The sequence below is a fragment of the Alphaproteobacteria bacterium genome (assembly GCA_039980135.1).
GTDB lineage: Bacteria > Pseudomonadota > Alphaproteobacteria > UBA6615 > UBA6615 > UBA8079.
On record JBDXCV010000001.1, the window covers coordinates 1 to 16,405 of the forward strand.

The 16,405-nt window shown below is 59.0% G+C and carries 12 protein-coding genes; 9 read left to right on the forward strand and 3 right to left on the reverse strand.

Annotated features, from left to right (window positions below; all coding sequences use genetic code 11):
* Positions 1–944 (reverse strand): hypothetical protein (locus ABJ363_00005; GenBank protein MEP4377351.1); only part of this gene is annotated, 944 nt, incomplete at its 3' end.
* Positions 945–1,300: 356 nt separating this feature from the next.
* On the opposite strand from ABJ363_00005, the gene ABJ363_00010 reads away from it, so the two are divergent.
* The 5 genes from ABJ363_00010 to ABJ363_00030 all read left to right on the forward strand — a co-directional run bounded on the left by ABJ363_00010 (position 1,301) and on the right by ABJ363_00030 (position 8,283).
* Positions 1,301–3,058, forward strand: coding sequence for an ATP-binding cassette domain-containing protein (locus ABJ363_00010; protein MEP4377352.1), 1,758 nt, complete (start codon positions 1,301–1,303; stop codon positions 3,056–3,058).
* Entirely contained in the window at positions 3,055–5,211 is a 2,157-nt protein-coding gene (locus tag ABJ363_00015; GenBank protein MEP4377353.1) for a peptidase domain-containing ABC transporter, read from the forward strand. The genes ABJ363_00010 and ABJ363_00015 overlap by 4 nt, the downstream gene beginning before the upstream one ends.
* A complete protein-coding gene (locus ABJ363_00020; GenBank protein MEP4377354.1) occupies positions 5,208–6,572 on the forward strand; it encodes an HlyD family type I secretion periplasmic adaptor subunit in 1,365 nt (454 codons plus the stop codon). The genes ABJ363_00015 and ABJ363_00020 overlap by 4 nt, the downstream gene beginning before the upstream one ends.
* Positions 6,573–7,104: 532 nt before the next feature.
* Complete coding sequence (locus tag ABJ363_00025; protein MEP4377355.1) at positions 7,105–7,425, forward strand: hypothetical protein; 321 nt, start codon at positions 7,105–7,107, stop codon at positions 7,423–7,425.
* A 102-nt stretch (positions 7,426–7,527) separates the two neighbouring features.
* Positions 7,528–8,283, forward strand: a complete 756-nt coding sequence (locus ABJ363_00030) for a phytanoyl-CoA dioxygenase family protein (protein MEP4377356.1) — start codon at positions 7,528–7,530, stop codon at positions 8,281–8,283.
* A 19-nt stretch (positions 8,284–8,302) separates the two neighbouring features.
* Here the strand turns inward: ABJ363_00030 and ABJ363_00035 are convergent, their stop codons facing one another.
* Together ABJ363_00035 and ABJ363_00040 are read right to left on the reverse strand one after the other, a co-directional pair.
* Positions 8,303–10,192, reverse strand: a complete 1,890-nt coding sequence (locus tag ABJ363_00035; GenBank protein ID MEP4377357.1) for an ABC transporter ATP-binding protein — start codon at positions 10,190–10,192, stop codon at positions 8,303–8,305.
* Positions 10,189–11,982 carry an ABC transporter ATP-binding protein gene (locus ABJ363_00040; GenBank protein MEP4377358.1) on the reverse strand — a complete coding sequence of 598 codons (1,794 nt, stop codon included), beginning with the start codon at positions 11,980–11,982 and terminating at the stop codon, positions 10,189–10,191. Before ABJ363_00040 ends, ABJ363_00035 begins: the two co-directional genes overlap by 4 nt.
* A gap of 360 nt (positions 11,983–12,342) precedes the next feature.
* Here ABJ363_00040 and eno point away from each other — a divergent pair, with 360 nt between their 5' ends.
* From eno to ABJ363_00060, 4 genes are all read left to right on the forward strand, one after another.
* Entirely contained in the window at positions 12,343–13,638 is a 1,296-nt protein-coding gene (gene eno / locus ABJ363_00045; GenBank protein ID MEP4377359.1) for a phosphopyruvate hydratase, read from the forward strand.
* Between the two features lie 88 nt (positions 13,639–13,726).
* Complete coding sequence (locus ABJ363_00050) at positions 13,727–14,650, forward strand: LysR family transcriptional regulator (GenBank protein ID MEP4377360.1); 924 nt, start codon at positions 13,727–13,729, stop codon at positions 14,648–14,650.
* 159 nt (positions 14,651–14,809) lie between these two features.
* A complete protein-coding gene (locus ABJ363_00055; protein ID MEP4377361.1) occupies positions 14,810–15,358 on the forward strand; it encodes a cupin domain-containing protein in 549 nt (182 codons plus the stop codon).
* A 62-nt stretch (positions 15,359–15,420) separates the two neighbouring features.
* Positions 15,421–16,404 carry an NADPH:quinone reductase gene (locus ABJ363_00060; GenBank protein MEP4377362.1) on the forward strand — a complete coding sequence of 328 codons (984 nt, stop codon included), beginning with the start codon at positions 15,421–15,423 and terminating at the stop codon, positions 16,402–16,404.
* Position 16,405: the final 1 nt, after the last annotated feature.

Below are 16,405 nucleotides of genomic sequence, written 5' to 3' on the forward strand. Positions count from 1 at the left end.
GAGAGTGCGGCACCGGCGGGGACGCCGTCGATGGTGATGGCGAGGGTCTCGGATCCGTCGAGGTCAGTCAGCGCGCTGGTGATGTTGAGTGCGATGGCGCCGTCCTCGATGCCGGCGACGTCTGCGACGGTGAGTGAGGGGGCATCGGCGACGGAATCGATAGGCGCCTCAGCCGTCGTTTCTGGCGTAGCAACAGCTTCTTCTTCAGTTTCGGGTGTATTGGCTGCCGCCTCCGCTTCTTCGGCCTCTGCTTCTTCGGCCTCTGCTTCTGCGGCCTCTGTTTCTGTGGCCTCTGCTTCTGCAGCCTCTGCTGCAGTTTCAACTGCCGCATTTGCAACTGCCGCATTTGCAACTGTTGCCTGTCCTGCGTTGCCTACTGCGCCTGCGGGAGCTTGTGTGAAGAGCGGTGCGCCCTGGGCAAACTCGTTCTCGACACCTGAAAGTTGGGCCGAATCAGGGGATTCATCGACGTTCGTGCCGAACGAGGCGTTTCCGGCTGAATCGCCCGTGACGGCCGGATTCGTGGCATCACCTGACGAAGAAAGGGACCCGTCATGGTCGTTCTGCTGGCGATTGCTACCCTGGTCGAACAAATTGGCGTTGTCCGAAGAGGAATTGTCTTCGCCGTCTTCTGCTCTTTGCTCGTCGGTGCGGCGCCCCAAAACATCATTGGATGTGATTTCTATGGATTGTGCATCATCCGTGCTGAGCGCTGTCTCTTCGAGCGTGGTTGAGTCCCGAGGACTGAAATCGTCCATCATGGCGGAGTAGAACACGCTTTCCGGGCCGCCACCCATCTCGCTTTCCGTTGATGCTTCGCCACCCGCGCTGAATGTGCCCTGTGCCTCTTCCATATCCGGTTTGGCAGCCCCGCCGGCATTCAGGAGCTCGATCGCGAGCGCGTCTTCCGCACCTTCGGCATCTGGGTTCTTTGCGTCAGCCATTTTCAGTTCCCCGGCTCGGATGTTTCTGTGCCGCAGACCGAAAGGGTCCGCGTGAATGCCGAAAGACTAGCCCGCAAAAGGATAATAAATCCTTTGCAAAAACTTCAGAAACAGCTGGAAAACCGGGGGAAATCACCGCACCCTTGAAACGAAAACCGGTCAAATATCGCTAAAATTTTAGCGATCCCCACAGCGCTTGGGGTTGCGAGGAAGTGGATTGCTGACAACGCCAGAAAGAAGGTGGGCCAAGGATAATCCGTTAGGTCAAAATTAAGCTTGTTTGACGATACTCACGGTCGATTTCGCCAGCCGCAGTTTGCTCTGGACAGTCAGAGAAACCGTTCGAGACACCGTCAATGACCAATATGGCCGCCTATGGGCTCCCGGAAATAAGAGATGAACGTCTGCCATTGCGAGATATTCATGTCCGGAGCCTGCGAGACCTTTCAAGCCGTGTTGGCGGCCGGTTCGAAATGTTTATCGCGGCTGCAGTCTCCAATATTCTTTCGCTCGCGCTGCCGATTGCCATTTTGCAGGTTTACGACAGGGTTATCCCGAATGCCGCTCTCAACACGCTCGCGCTGTTGTTGCTTGGGCTCGTGGCTGTACTCATTCTGGATGCGATGCTTACGCTGCTTCGAAGCCGTATTACGGCATGGCGCGCCATTCGTCTGCAGCATCTGGCCAGCTGCGCCAGCGTCAAGCGGCTGCTCGACAGCGATCTTAAGTCCTTCGAACAAGATGGACCCGGCGTTCAACTGCAGCGTCTGAACCAGATAGCCAAGCTGAGTTCCTTTCAGTCCGGTCAGGGAATGCATCTGCTCGTGGATCTTCCGTTCGCCGGGATATTCATTGCCCTGATTGCCATAATCTCCGTCGAACTTGCGGGCGTTCTGCTCGTTGTGATTGTTACGCTTGTGTCGGCAGCTGCCCTCTCGGGCATGTTTCTTCGCCGCGCACTTGAGGGGCGCGCTGCGGGCGATGACCTGCGGCACAACTTCATCATCGAGTTGTTGCGCGGCATTCACACGATCAAGACAATTGGCGCGGAAAACCTGATGTTGCGACGCTATGAGCGTTTGCAGTCCACGTCCGCACTTTTCAACTATGCGGTCGCGTTGAACAGCGCCGTCGCCCGGATCGTCGGAAGTGGGACCTCCCAGATTTCCATTGTTTCAGTCGCGGCCTATGGCGGGAGCATGGCGATGAAGGGCGAGATCTCGCTCGGCGCGCTCTCAGCATGTATTTTTCTGGCGGGAAGAACAGCGCAACCCCTGCTTCGTGCCATGGGCATCTGGGCGAGGTTCCAGAGCGTCCGCATTGCGCATGAACAGGTTGAAGAGCTTTTCGCCATCCCGCTGGAAGAAAGCGGCACCATTGATGGCGAAGATATCCAGGGGCGGGTCAGTCTTGAGCATGTGGCCTTTTCTTATGATGAAGAAGATGAGCCGGTCCTTCGTGATGTGCATTTGGATATAGAGCCCGGTGAATTAATCGGGGTTACCGGCAGGAACGGTGCCGGCAAGACCACGCTTCTCTGGTTGATGATGGGTATGCTGCGCCCCACTGAAGGCCGTGTGGCCATAGATGGGGTAAATGTCCGCGACTATTCGTATGAAGGTCTGCATCGCCATATCGCATACCTGCCTCAAGACGGCGTCCTCTTCCAGGGCACACTTCTGGATAATCTTACGCTGTACCGGCCTGAATTGGCCGATCATGCAGCTGAAATCGTCGAGAAGATCGGACTGTCAGAGATTGTCGGTGCACTCCCCGATGGGTATGAGACCGAGTTTCGGGATAATCCAAGCGACGGGCTGCCGACGGGTGTAGTGCAGCGAATTGCCCTTGCGCGCGCCTTCGTAACGGTCCCGGAGCCCAAGCTGGTGATTTTCGACGAGGCCAATTCCCACCTGGATGCAATTGGCGATTCCGAATTGCAGCAGATGATTGCCGAGATTACCGGCAAAACCACGATGTTGATGGTGACACACCGACCCTCTTTGCTCTCGAAAGCGGACCGGACTTTTGTTCTGCGCGACGGGAATCTGGAAGGCAGTGTCGGCGGTGCTAAGGACCTGATTGAGGCGCTTAACCGGGATATAGCCGAATGACGTCACTTGAGCATTCCGACATCCTGTTGCGTTCCGGCGTCCAAGAAGGGATATCTCGGCAGAAGGACTGGTTTGACCGGTTTAAGGGTCGTTCTGAACTCGTCAACTGCCTCAAGCCGCTTCTCGAAGCATTGGCTTGGCGCGGCGACCCTCGCGACCTGGCCGAAGCGATGCCGCACTATGTCGATGACCTCAACCTGATAGATTTTCGAAACACACTTTCACAACTGAACTACGACAGTCACGAGCTTCGGATGAAGCTTGGAGATATCGACGAAAGTTTGCTGCCATGCCTGTTTCTGACTGATCAGGGTGCAGCGCAGGTTGTCCTCGCCATCGAGGACGGCGATTTTCTAATCTTTGACGGCTGGATGCAGCGGGTCCGTCATACCGCTGTCCATTCACTTACTGGAACAGCGGTTTTTGTGAGATCTGCCGACGATCCCCTGGCTGATGAAACGACAGCGGGGGATTGGATCAACAGTTTGGTACACCGGTTCCGTCGCACCGTGACGCGCCTGCTGGTGATTACGTTCTTCGTTAATATCCTGAGTCTCGCGACGCCGCTCTTCATTATGTCCATTTACGATGTTCTGATTCCTTCGGAATCGACGGTCCAACTCTATTACTTGCTGGGCGGGATCGGCGTGGCACTTCTGTTCGAAATTGCGTTTCGGGTCGAGCGGGCGAGAGCAATCGCCTACGCGGCGGGAAGAATTGACAACATTGTTGGCAACATTGCGCTCAACCGATTGCTGTTTCTGCCGGCGCGTCAGACCGAAAATGCGCCTGTGGCTTCACAAATTTCGCGCCTTGAGGAGTTCGAACTCGTTCGCGAGTTATTCTCGAGCCCAATCACCGAAGCGGTGCTCGATATCCCGTTCGTGCTGATATTCATTATCGTTATTGCGATTCTGGGCGGCCCGATTGTCTTTATTCCGGTGACTGTCGCGGTCCTTTTTGTCGTCGCCGGTTTCGTTCTCGCGCCGCGCCTTTCGCGTGTGAACAAACGTTCCGTCCGCGCACAATCATGGATGCAGCGATTTATGATCGAAGCCGTGTCCCACTTGCGGTCCATCAAATACTCCGGTGCCGCGCCTCGATGGATAGAGCGTTTTCGTGAGGCCTCCGCGGCGTCCGCATTTGCAGACTATGAAAAAGCGGCAGTGAACAACCAGGCGGCTGTCATCTCACAGGTCCTCGTTTTCTCGACGGGTGCAGCCATTCTTGGTCTCGGGGCACTGAAGGTTATGAACGGCACAATGTCGACCGGCGCGCTTGTTGCGATCATGGTGCTGGGCTGGCGGGTGCTCTCACCTTTTCAGATGATGGTGGTGGTCCTGTCGCAACTGGATACGATTATCAGTTCCATTCGGCAGCTACATGCGTTGATCCTTCAGCCGACGGAGCAATCCGGCCACGCGCGTTCTAAACGAAATCTCAAGGGCCATATTCAGTTTTCCTGGGTCAGTCATAGATATTCCCAGGACACAGATCCGGTTCTTTTCGGCGTTTCCTTCGAAGCGAAGAAGGGTGAAGTTGTGGCCCTTGTGGGGCCGAACGGCTCCGGCAAATCAACGATCATCAACCTTCTCACGGGACTCTACAGGCCGCAGGCCGGCGCAATTTTACTGGATGGGGTCGACATTCGCCAGATCGACCCGGTCTATTTACGGCAATCGATCGGGGTTGTGTCTCATCCCACTCACCTCTTCTACGGAACAATTTCTCAAAATTTGCGGCTCGCGGAGCCAACGGCTCTGGATGAGGAAATTTTCGCCGCCGCCAGGGAGGCGAGTGTTCTTGAAGAGATCCTTGCGTTGCCAGAGGCCTTCGATACACGTCTGACCGAGGATGTGTTGTGCAAGCTGTCTGCCGGTTTCAAACAGAAGTTGGCACTCGCAAGGATATATTTACGTCGTTCCCCTATCGTCATTTTCGACGAGGCCACTCAAGGTCTTGATGAAGAGGGTGACAGGGCTTTCATGAAGGCTATCAGGGACCTCCGCGGGAAATCGACCGTCGTCATCGTGACGCATCGACCCAGCCACATTCGAATTGCCGATCAGATCATTGTGATGAAGGGCGGCAAGGTTGCCAGCGCAGGTCCGCCTGAGAAAGTACTGAACTCACGCGCGGTGGATGCAGCATGAGTACGTCAGCCACCCAGGTTCGCTTTACCCAGCGCAAGCACCGCCGCTGGAGCAAGCAGACGCGATATCTTTCGCAGTCGTTGCTCCTCGAAGAGGTGGGGCCACCCCAAGCTTTGAGGTCCGCTGTCGTCCTTGTGGCAGTTTCACTTTTTGCTTTTCTTGGTTGGGCCTATGCCTCGCCGCTTGCCGAAAGGGTCAGCGCTGTCGGTCAAGTGGTTCCGAATGGCTCGGTGCTTGCGGTTCAACATCTTGAGGGTGGAATCGTATCGGCGATCCCGGCCAAAGAGGGTGAGATAGTTGAGCCGGGAAACGTACTCGTGGTTCTCGATCCGATAAGCGCGACGGCCGACCATGAAGAGAAAACAACCCGAATCGCGGCCTTGAAGCTGCGCGCTGAACGTCTGCGAGCATTCGCTGAAGGACGCCTGCCCGCGTTCACATCTGTGGTTCCCGACCCGGTGTTTGCCGGGCTTATCGCCGACCAGAATCAGATATACGAGTTTCAAGTGCGCAACCGTGAGAACGAGCTGCAGGTGCTGATACATGCGATCGAGCAGCGGCAATCAGAGCTGTTATCCCTGCAGGGGGAGAAGGCAACGATTGCCGATGAGCTCGGTATTGTCACTCAGGTTACGGAAATGCGTAAGACGTTGCTGGACAAGGGTTTGATTTCCCGTGTGGTGTATCTTGGTACATTGCAGCAGCAAGTGACGTTGCAGGGACAGGCACGCAAGAACACCTCCGAAACCATTCGGGTGCAACAGGCGATTGCTGAGGCAAGGGGGAAGCTGGTTCAGCTCGCTTCTTCTCTCGAAAGTGCGGCTCTTGCCGAAATGGGCGAAGTGTCAGCCGAGATTGCACGCCTTGAGCGGCAAGCTTCCAAGTCGGAGGGCGCAGTTTCCCGTTTGGAAATCCGTGCACCGGTGCGCGGAATCGTAAAGAGTGTAGTCCCCAACACGATTGGTGGGATCATCCCGCCGGGGAGTCTCGTTGCCGAGATCGTACCTCTGGAGGAGGAACTGATCGTTGAAGTGCAGATTGCGCCAGAGGATGTAGGCCAGTTGCGTCAAGGTCAGGTGGCATCCGTCAAAGTCAGCGCCTATGACTTTTACCGGCACGGGGAAATTGACGGAATACTCGATCGGATATCACCTTCTACATTTGAGAATGATGACGGCTCACTCTACTACAAGGCCAGAATCCGTCTGAACAAACTGCATGTGGGTGAGTCCGAGACGCAGAACCTTATTCTTCCAGGCATGACCGTTGAGGTTGATGTGCAAACCGGAAGCCGAACCGTGTTGCAGTATCTTCTCAAGCCTCTCTACGCCTCGGTTGATCAGGGTTTCAGCGAGCGCTAGGCGCACTGCTGGTTTCAAGATGGGGCGGAAGGGCAGTGGGAAGAGCAAAACGGCTTGAGGCCGGATAGGCCTCTCTCGTCTCAGCGAGCGCAATAGCGCTTACGATACTTCAACTCATCACCTGAGATTATCCAGAATGCAGTCTGATTCCAGGACCGGTTTACGCCGTCATTTTGCGACGTCCAGGGTCTGCAATCGCACAGAACATGGGGGCCGGTCACCTAATCCAAAAGCGCCACTCCGGCGCCGCCTCAGAGCCAATTAAAACTCCTGTTTTTTACAGCTTTACGACAACGGACGGAAAGCCTGTTAACGATCAAGTCCCTCTCCCTCGGCCATTTTCTCTGATTTCGATATTCGAACCCGCGACCATGGCGGCAGCACCGACCGCATGAGTATGCGCCAGCGGCAGAATCGGTGACTGGTTTGCATTGGACGGGCACCGTCCTTAACAATATTCATAATCTGTTGGTCGTCGGCTTCGTCTTCAGATATCTGGCGACCCAGACCGCGATCGTGCCGGAGAACCGATATGAACGAAGTTGCCGGAGGGCCCGTGAGCAAACGCCTCAGCCGGGCTGAACATGCGGACAGCATGCGGTCCTATCAGGAAGAAGGCAGACGCCTGGCCGCCGAAATCGGCAACAAGGGCCCGTTGCGCTTTGGCGAAGACGGCAAGGTGCATCCGGCTATCATCTCGGCCTATCACCGGCATGGCTACTATATCTTCGAGGGGGTGGTCGGCCCGGAAGAGTTGTCGGAACTTCGCGACGGCTGCATGGACATGCTGGAGCGCGCACCGGTGCGAAGCGGCGCGGATGTCGATGCCAGGGGCCGCCCCGCCTTCGGCTAGGATCTCGGCCGGTCGGCCTACTTTATGACCAAGCCTCTGTCGGATCCCCATGGCGGCACCAGCGATCTGGGTGGCAGGCACCCCACCCGTATGAACGAGCCATTGGCCGATGCGGAAGCGCCGGCGGAAGTGGTCTTGCGCATGTATGGCATGTGCCAGGCGATCCCGGCGGCGCTGCGGATTTATGGCAACCCGGATTTGCTGGCTGTCGCGGAGGCCGTGAACGGGGAGGATTTCGTTCCGTTCAATGACGTGATCTTCGTCAAGCAGCCAGGGCTTGGCCCTTCCGTGTCCTGGCATCAGGACGGGGTTACTCATTGGGATAGTCCCGACTGGGACGAGGACATTCACGGCTTCAACTATCAGGTCCAGCTTTTCCCCACCACGTCGGCCAACGCGCTGTGGGTCGTGCCGGGTTCACACAAAAACGGCAAAGCCGATATCAAGCGCATGGAGGCGGAAAATGGCGGTAGTGATCAGTTTCCGGATGCCATTCCTCTGGTCTGCGATGCGGGCGACGTAACCATCGTTAACCGGCAGGCGCTGCACGGCTCTTTCGCGAATTCCTCACCCGACATGCGTATGTCGATCACTTTTGGCTTCCATCGACGCGGCTCCGTACTCGGCCAGATGCCGGCGCTCGTCATGGAAGGCCAGACGGAGCCGATGGACGAGACGCGGATCGAACGGCGCTCTGCAGTTGTGCAAGTCGCCATCGACGCGCGCCGTCAGCGGTTTCCGGAAGAACGGCCCTTCCGGTACCAGCCCTTTGTCGGACGGGAGGACCAGTTTCGCTTTGGCGGTGAAGCGCGTGATCAGGTGATCCGTAACTACAACCTGTTTGACCTGGCGATCTAGTGGCTTCTGCCGCGACGCCCTATTCCGGAAACTGTTCTTCCGGCACATCGTCGAACGAGGCGTAATTGAGGTTGTAAAGACGCGCGTAGAGGCCGTCCTGGGCGACCAGTTCTGAATGGGGTCCGGTTTCGACGACGCGGCCGTCCTGCAGGACGACAATCCGGTCAGCACCGCGCACGGTGGCGAGCCGGTGGGCGATGACGATGCCGGTGCGGCCCTCGAGCAGACGTTTGAGGGCCGTCTGGATCTGGCGCTCGGTATGGCTGTCGATATTCGCGGTCGCTTCGTCGAGTATCAGAATCCTGGCGTCGGCGACCAGGGCGCGGGCGAAGCTGAGCAACTGACGTTGGCCCAATGACAGGCTGCGGCCCTGTTCCTCGAGCATGGTGTCGTAGCCGTTGCCCAGCCGCGTGATGAAATCATGAGCGCCCACCGCGCGCGCGGCATTTTCGACAGCCTCGCGAGTCGCGTTGACGGTCCGGTAGCGGATATTCTCGAATATGGATCCGGTGAACAGGAATGGGTCCTGCAAGACCATGGCGATGTGTCTGCCCAATGCCGCCTTGGCGTAGTCGCGCACATCGTGACCGTCAATCAGCACCGCGCCCTCGTTCACCTCGTAGAACCGGTGCAGTAGTGACGTAATACTGGTCTTGCCCGAGCCCGTCGGGCCGACCAGGGCCACAGTCTCGCCCGGGCTGACAGCAAAACTCACGTTCCGCAATACCGGCTGGTTCTCGACATAGCTGAACGTCACGTCGCGAAACTCGACCGATCCCTCGATGGCATCCGGGTGGGTGGCGTTGGGGCCGTCGTCGATGGCGAGCGGCACGTCGAGGACTTCGAAGATCCGTTTGCCCGACGCCATGGCACGCTGCATCACGGAATACTGCATGGTGAGCGACCGGATCGGGTCGAAGAATCGCTGCACATAAAACAGGAAGGCGACCATGACGCCGACATCGAGCGTGCTGTCGAGAACCTGGAGCCCCCCCACCACGATCACGACCCCCATCGCGGCACCGGTCAGGGTGTCGACGATCGGTACCATGACCTGGGCCATCTTGGCGGACTTCAGGTGGGCATCGAGATTGTCCTGAACCTTCTCGTCGTAGAGATCGAAATTGACCGCCTCGCGCCGCATGCTCTGGACGGTCCGCACGGCACGGATCCCTTCGGCCAGGGCGCCGTTGGCGGTGGAGCTGGTTTCGCGCGCGCGGCGGAATGCCACCCGCGCGCGGGGCAGCCAGACGATCCGAACAAGGAACAGGGTGGGCACGACCGACAGGGTGAGGATGCCCAGTCCGAAATCCAACGTCAGCATGATCACGATGATGCCGACCAGCAGGACCAGATCGCCGAATGCGGTAACCGAGTTGTCGAGAAACTCCTGCAGTGAATTCACATCGCCGGTGAGACGCGACATCATGCGACCGGTTTCGGTCTTGTCCATGAACGACAGCGATACATTCTGGAGATGGGCGTACATGGCCCGGCGCAAATCGAAGATGACATGCTCGCCGGTGATCCCGATCAAACGGTCCTGCAGCCAGCTGGCGCCATAATTTACCGTGATGACGGCGGCGAAAACCGTGACCACCAGAAACAGGCCCGCGGTGTCGCCGTCGTCGGCCAAAAGCACATCGTCGATGCCGAACCGAATAATCAGCGGTATGGCCAGTTGCGCCGCGGTGACGACGAGGACGGCGGCAATCGCGAGCCAGAGCTGTTTGCGGTAAGGGCGCACATAGGTCATGAACCGGCGCACCACGCCGCCATCGAACAGCGCACCGAACATCTCCTCGTCGAGACTGATCTGCGAGCCAACATAAGCGCGTGGTGGCCGGCCGCGCTCCGGCGGCTGTCGGGTACCCGGGGTGCCCTGGGGGCCGTCGGTCGTCGCGGTCATTGCGTCGCCCCCTGTAAGCCGGTGGGGGTATTGGTCAGCTCGTCGTCGAGCCGGTTTTGCAGTGCATGGAGTTCGGCGTAGCGGCCATCCAGGGCCACCAGGCTATCGTGCGTACCCCGCTCGATGATCCGACCTGCCTCGAGGAATATGATCTCGTCGGCATGGAGCAGGGTTCTCAGGCGGTGGGAAATGAAAATCGTTGCGCAGGATTGCATCGGCGCTTTCAGGAGTTCGCGGATCTGCTGCTCGGTGCCGGCGTCGATCGCCGCCGTCGAATCGTCGAGGATCAGCACCGCCGGTTCGAGCATGGCGGTGCGCGCAATGGCGATACGCTGCTTTTGCCCTCCCGACAGGGAGACACCGCGCTCGCCGACCAGGGTGCCGTAGCCTTCCGGAAGGCTGCCGATGAACGTATCGATCTGCGCCAACGCGGCCGCATTGGTGATGGCCTCGTCTTCCGCCCAGGGGTCGCCATAGGCGATGTTGTTCTCCAGCGATGTCGTGAACAGGAATGGGTCCTGGGGGACCGTCAACACCTGGCGGCGGAGCGATTCCAGGGTGACATCGCGCACATCCTGCCCATCCAGCGTAATGCGGCCGTCCGTGACATCGTAGAAGCGGGTCAGCAGTTGGGCGATCGTCGATTTTCCGCTGCCCGGCGGCCCAACGATGCCGAGGGATTGACCGCGGCGGACCTCGAACGAGACGTCGTGGAGTGTGGGGGGGACATCATCGCCGTCATAGCCGAACGACACATTCTCGTAGCGGACCACGGAATCCTTGATTTTCAGCGGCTTCGCGCCGGGCCGGTCGGCGATCGTCGGCTCCAGGTCGAGGACCGCAAAAAGCCGGCGACCGGTTGTCGAGGCCCGGGCGAACGAGTTCACCAGCAGGCCCAGTTGGCGGACCGGCAATTGAAGAATCGTCATGAAAGTGAGGAATTCGGTGAGTTCACCCACGGTCAAACGGCCGTCAAGTACCTGCGTTCCGCCCACCCACAGAACAAGGCCCATGGCGATGAAGTAGGCGAAGGTCATGATTGTGGTCGACGCCACGCGGGTCTTGATGCGCCGTTCGGCGAGCGCCATCGCCGTGTCCGCCGCTTCCCCGTACTTGGCGAGCTCATAGGTCTCGGCACCGAAGGCCCGCACCACCCGGATACCCGTGAGGTTCTCGTCCATGATTCGGCCGATGATCCCCATGCGCGCCTGCAAGGCCAGCCACAGGGACCGAAGTTTGAGTCGCGCGACGGCGGACTGCCAGGCCACGAACGGCACGAAACTGAGGCTCATCGCGCCGAGAAGCAGGTCGGCCGAGAGCAGCAGGTAAGTGCCGCCGCCTATCAGAATGCACAACAGCACGAGGCGCACCAGACCGGTGCTCACGAACATCCGCACGCCTTCCAGGTCGAGCATTCCGCGGGTGATCAATTCTCCGGTGTGAACCCTGTCGTGGAACGAGAAACTCAGACTTTGCAGCTTGTCGTAGAAGGCAAGCCGGAGGTCGTAGGCCATCCTGTGGCCAACGGCTTCGCCCATGTAATTGTGCATCAGGGTGAACAGGCCGCGCAGAATCGAGACCCCGAGCAGCAGCGCTGCGGTCTGGAACAATGCGGCGCGGGCCGCCGCCGCCGTGGCGTTTTCGGTGTCGAGCAGGCCCAGCGCGTCGTCAACCGCACTACCGAGAAGCGGTGGTACGGTAAGTTGGAACAACGCGGCGATCACGGTTGCGCCGACGGCGATGGCGACGCGGCCGCGATAGCGCAGGCACAGCCGTATGATGCGCCACAATATCTGCGCGTCGGTGCCCAACGGGCGATCGATATCGGACTGTGAAGGCGTCAAGGTTTGTTCCAGTTTGGAATTCGGTTGTGGCATTGGAGGTGCGCCAACGGTGCCTGAAGCGGCTGGTCTTGGCGGACTCTATTTCGCCGAAGCGGTAAGTTGCATGCGTGGTTATACAACTCTCGAAGGGAATGACTAAATCCTGCTTCCCTTGATTTTTCGTCGTCCAGGGAACCGCGGATGGTATGACAGCCCCCGAATCCGATCTGACCTTTCCCTCTCTCCCGTAGGCGTTTACGGCCTGTTGCGCGATCCTTTCCCCGGAGAGATTCTGCAGATCTTCAACGCCTAATCCAGAGAGCGTCCATGGTTGCCATGAACTCCGAAATCAAAGCCGTCCACGGTCGCCGTATCTGGGATTCACGTGGTCGCCCGACCGTGGAAGTCGATATCACGCTGGCCGATGGCAAGACCGGACGCGGCATGGCCCCGGCTGGCGCATCACGTGGCCGGTTCGAGGCGATCGACCTGCGCGACGGGGGTGACTTGCTCGGTGGGTTCGATGTTTCGAAGGCGGTGGGGAACGTCAACACCGTCATTGCCGATGCGTTGGTCGGGCTCGATGCTGCCGACCAGGAAAATATCGACGACACGCTGACAAAACTCGATGGCACCGAGAACTTCGCGTTGCTCGGTGGCAACGCCTCCATCGCCACATCGATGGCCGCACTTTCGGCGGCCGCGAACGCGCGTGAATTGCCGCTCTGGCGCTATCTGGCCGGTGACACTGCGGTGCGTATGCCATTACCGGAGATACAGATATTCGGCGGCGGCGCCCATGCCGGGCGCCGGGTCGATATTCAGGATTTCCTGATCATGCCGGTTGGCGCGAAGTCCTTCGACGAGGCCATGGTGATGACGGCCGAGGTCTACCTTGCGGCCGGCACGCTAATGGAAGAACGCGGCGCCTTGTCCGGGGTGTGCGACGAGGGCGGTTGGTGGCCGAACTTCGCGACCAACGAAGAGGCGCTCGACCGGCTGACACAGGCGATCGAGGCGGCGGGCTACAAGAACGGCGAGGTGATGATCTCGCTCGATATCGCCGCGTCCGAGTTCGGCGAGAACGGCATCTACCGTCTGGCGCTCGAGGACCGGGAGTTCGATACCGGTGAGTGGGTCGACACGCTCTGTGAATGGGTCAATCGCTATCCGATCCTCTCGATCGAGGATCCGGTCGGCGAGGATGACCCCGAAGGCATGCGCGCGTTCACGGAGGCCGTAGGCGACCGGGTTCAGATTATCGGCGATGATTTCCTGGTGACCGACCCGGAACAGGTGAAGTCCGCGATTGAAAACAAGGAATGCAACGCGGTTCTACTGAAACCCAACCAGGCGGGCACGATCACGCGCACGCGCCGTTCGATGGAGGCCGCCAAAGAGGCCGGCTGGGGGATGGTCGTCTCCGCGCGATCGGGCGAGACCGAAGACACAATGATCGTCCATCTGGCGACGGGCTGGAACACCGGCCAGCTGAAGGTGGGTTCCATCGCGCGGTCCGAGCGCCTGGCCAAGTGGAACGAGGCCCTGCGTATCGAAGAATCTCTCGGCGGGGACGCCGTGTTCGCGGGTGCGGGCGCACTGCCGAAGGCGTTGCAAGCATAACGTCCGTTTGGCATCTAAAAAGGGTATGGTTCCGGTGTATATCATCTAGTAATTCGATGAAGAAACCATGGCGGAACAGGGGTGCCCCTTGGATATCAAGCAACTCGAATATTTCATGGCGATTGCGGATGCACGCAGCTTCAGCCGGGCCGCCGACGCTGTACGAATTTCCCAGTCCGCCCTCAGTCGCCAGATACGCTTGCTTGAGGAAGAACTGCAGACAACATTGTTCGACCGGCACGGGCGAGGGGTGGAACTGACCGATACGGGCGCGGTGTTGCGTGCCAGGGCAAAGATCATTCTGGGCGAAGTCGAGACGACCAGACATGATATCGCCACTCGCTCGGCAGAGCCCTCGGGCGAAGTCCGCCTCGCCGTACCTCCCTCGATGATCTTCATGGTGGGGGAGCGGGTTCTGCGCCGCTATCGGCGTGAGTATCCCAAGGTGTATCTGCGGATCGATGAGGGGACCACGAATGATTCGCGTGAACGCCTGGTTGCCGGGGACGCTGATGTGGCCCTGTTTTCAACGGCCGAGCCGGTCGGCGACTTGCACGTCGCGCCGCTGGTTACTGACTTTTTAATGCTCGTGGGACCCGCCGGCGCCGAGATTTGCGCCGCGGATGTGGTTCAGGTCGAAGCATTGGCCGAATTGCCGCAGATCGTGACACCACACCCCAACAGTCTTCGAAAGATCATGGTGAAGGCCATGCGGGAGAAAGGTGTGCGGGCCAACCCCGTCATCGAGGCAACCACAGTCGGCCTGATATCTCATCTCATCGAGCTTGGTCTCGGCTATGCGGTGATGCCCTACAGTGCCGTGGGTGAAAGGGTTGCGGCAGGAACTTTGTCGGCAGCGCGTATAGAGGGACTTACCCTTTCCTGGTTGATCGCTACAGGCCGGGGCCGGCCGGTATCTGAGGCAACCCATCGCCTGGTTGCCATGTTTCACGAGGAAACGGCTGACATGGTGAGCGCGGGTGACTGGCCGACGGCGGTATTGCCGGACTGACAAGCGTCGGCCTCAATCCATCTAATTATTCGATGGATATAATGATAATTATATAATTGTTGGATTGTTTGGCCGCCTCTATCGTTCTGCCGATTGTCCGTCGGGCTAACCGCTGCGACGGACTGGATGACAATCTCCACACGATAGGGAGCACATCTCATGATGCCAGAGAAACGGGTTTGGACCCGCGACGAAATGATGAAACGCGTGGCCTTCTTCAAGGACTTGAACGGTTCAAAGACGGGTCTGCCGGACAGTCACCTGCCGCAGAGCGAGAAGGAGCTGATGAATGTGATCGGGTTCCGCCCGCCGGAGGAAGACAACCGCGCCTTCTCCCCTGTGGGTGAAGATCAGGCGCAGGCGTCTGCCATCGACATCTTCGAGGGGTTCAATTTGGGTTTCGTGAAGTGCAAGCCGGGCAAGGGGCCCCTGAATCACAACCATGACACCAACGAGACATTTATGCCGATCACCGGAAAATGGCGCTGCCATTGGAACGAGGGTGACGACTACGAGTATGTCGATGTCGGGCCTTGTGATGTTGTGTCGTTCCCGCCGGGCGTCGTTCGACGGTTCTCCTGCCTCGAGGCGCCCGAGGGCGAGGAAGAGGCGCTGATGCAGTTTGTCATCGGCGGCGAATTCCCCGAAGCTGAATTCACTGAAGCTTCTCTGCGCACCATTGAAGAATTTGGTCCCGCGCCGGAATAGCTGCGCACGAGATCTGGACGACCTGCCTTCGGACCACAACATAAAACCCAAGAGAGAATTTCATGCGCGCTGCATTCTACGACAAGCTCGGACACGCCAAAGATGTCATGCAGGTGGGTGAGCAGCCCACGCCGGAACCGGGTCCGGGAGAGGTCCGCGTGAAGCTGGAGACGTCGGGCGTGAACCCGTCGGACTACAAGGCGCGGTGGCGGGGCCGGGGCGGCGGCATACCCTTCCCGTTGATTATCCCGCACAGCGATGGAGCAGGGGTGATCGACGTTGTGGGGGACGGTGTGGACGCCAGCCGCGTGGGCAATCGCGTCTGGCTGATGAACGGCAACTGGATGCGTCCGTTCGGGACGGCAGCTGAATATATCTGCATGGAATCGAAGTACGTCATCGACCTGCCGGATGGTGTGGATATGGCCGAGGCGGCATGCTTCGGCATTCCCTTCCTCACCGCCCACCGGGCCGTCATGTTCAATGGCGCTGTCGATGGGTTGACGGTTCTCGTGCAGGGCGGTGCCGGTGCGGTGGGTCACCATGCCATCCAGGTCGCCAAGGCCAATGGCGCGCGTGTGATCACGACCATCAGCTCGGACGAGAAAGCCGCGTATGCGCTTGATGCCGGCGCGGACGAGGCGGTGAACTACCGGACTGAAGATGTACCGGCGCGCATTCAGGCGCTGACAGACGGCAAGGGTGCCGACCGTATTGTCGACACGAACCTCTCGGCGAATGGCCCGATGTACGGCCAGATTCTCGCGCCCCGCGGGAAGGCGGTCATTTACAGCACCGACGACGATATGGCGTCGGTTCCCGCCCATGATTTCATCGTGCGATGGGCGTCACTCAACTGGTTCATCATCTACACGATCAACGATGAAGAGCGCGACGAGGGGGTGGCGGCACTCAACAAGATGTTGGCGGACGGCACCCTCAAGACCACGATCGCCAGGCGATTTTCACTCGACGAGATCGTCGAGGCGCACGAAATGGTGGAAGCGTCCAGCCATCTCGGCAACCTCGTCATCGATATCGGGTAAC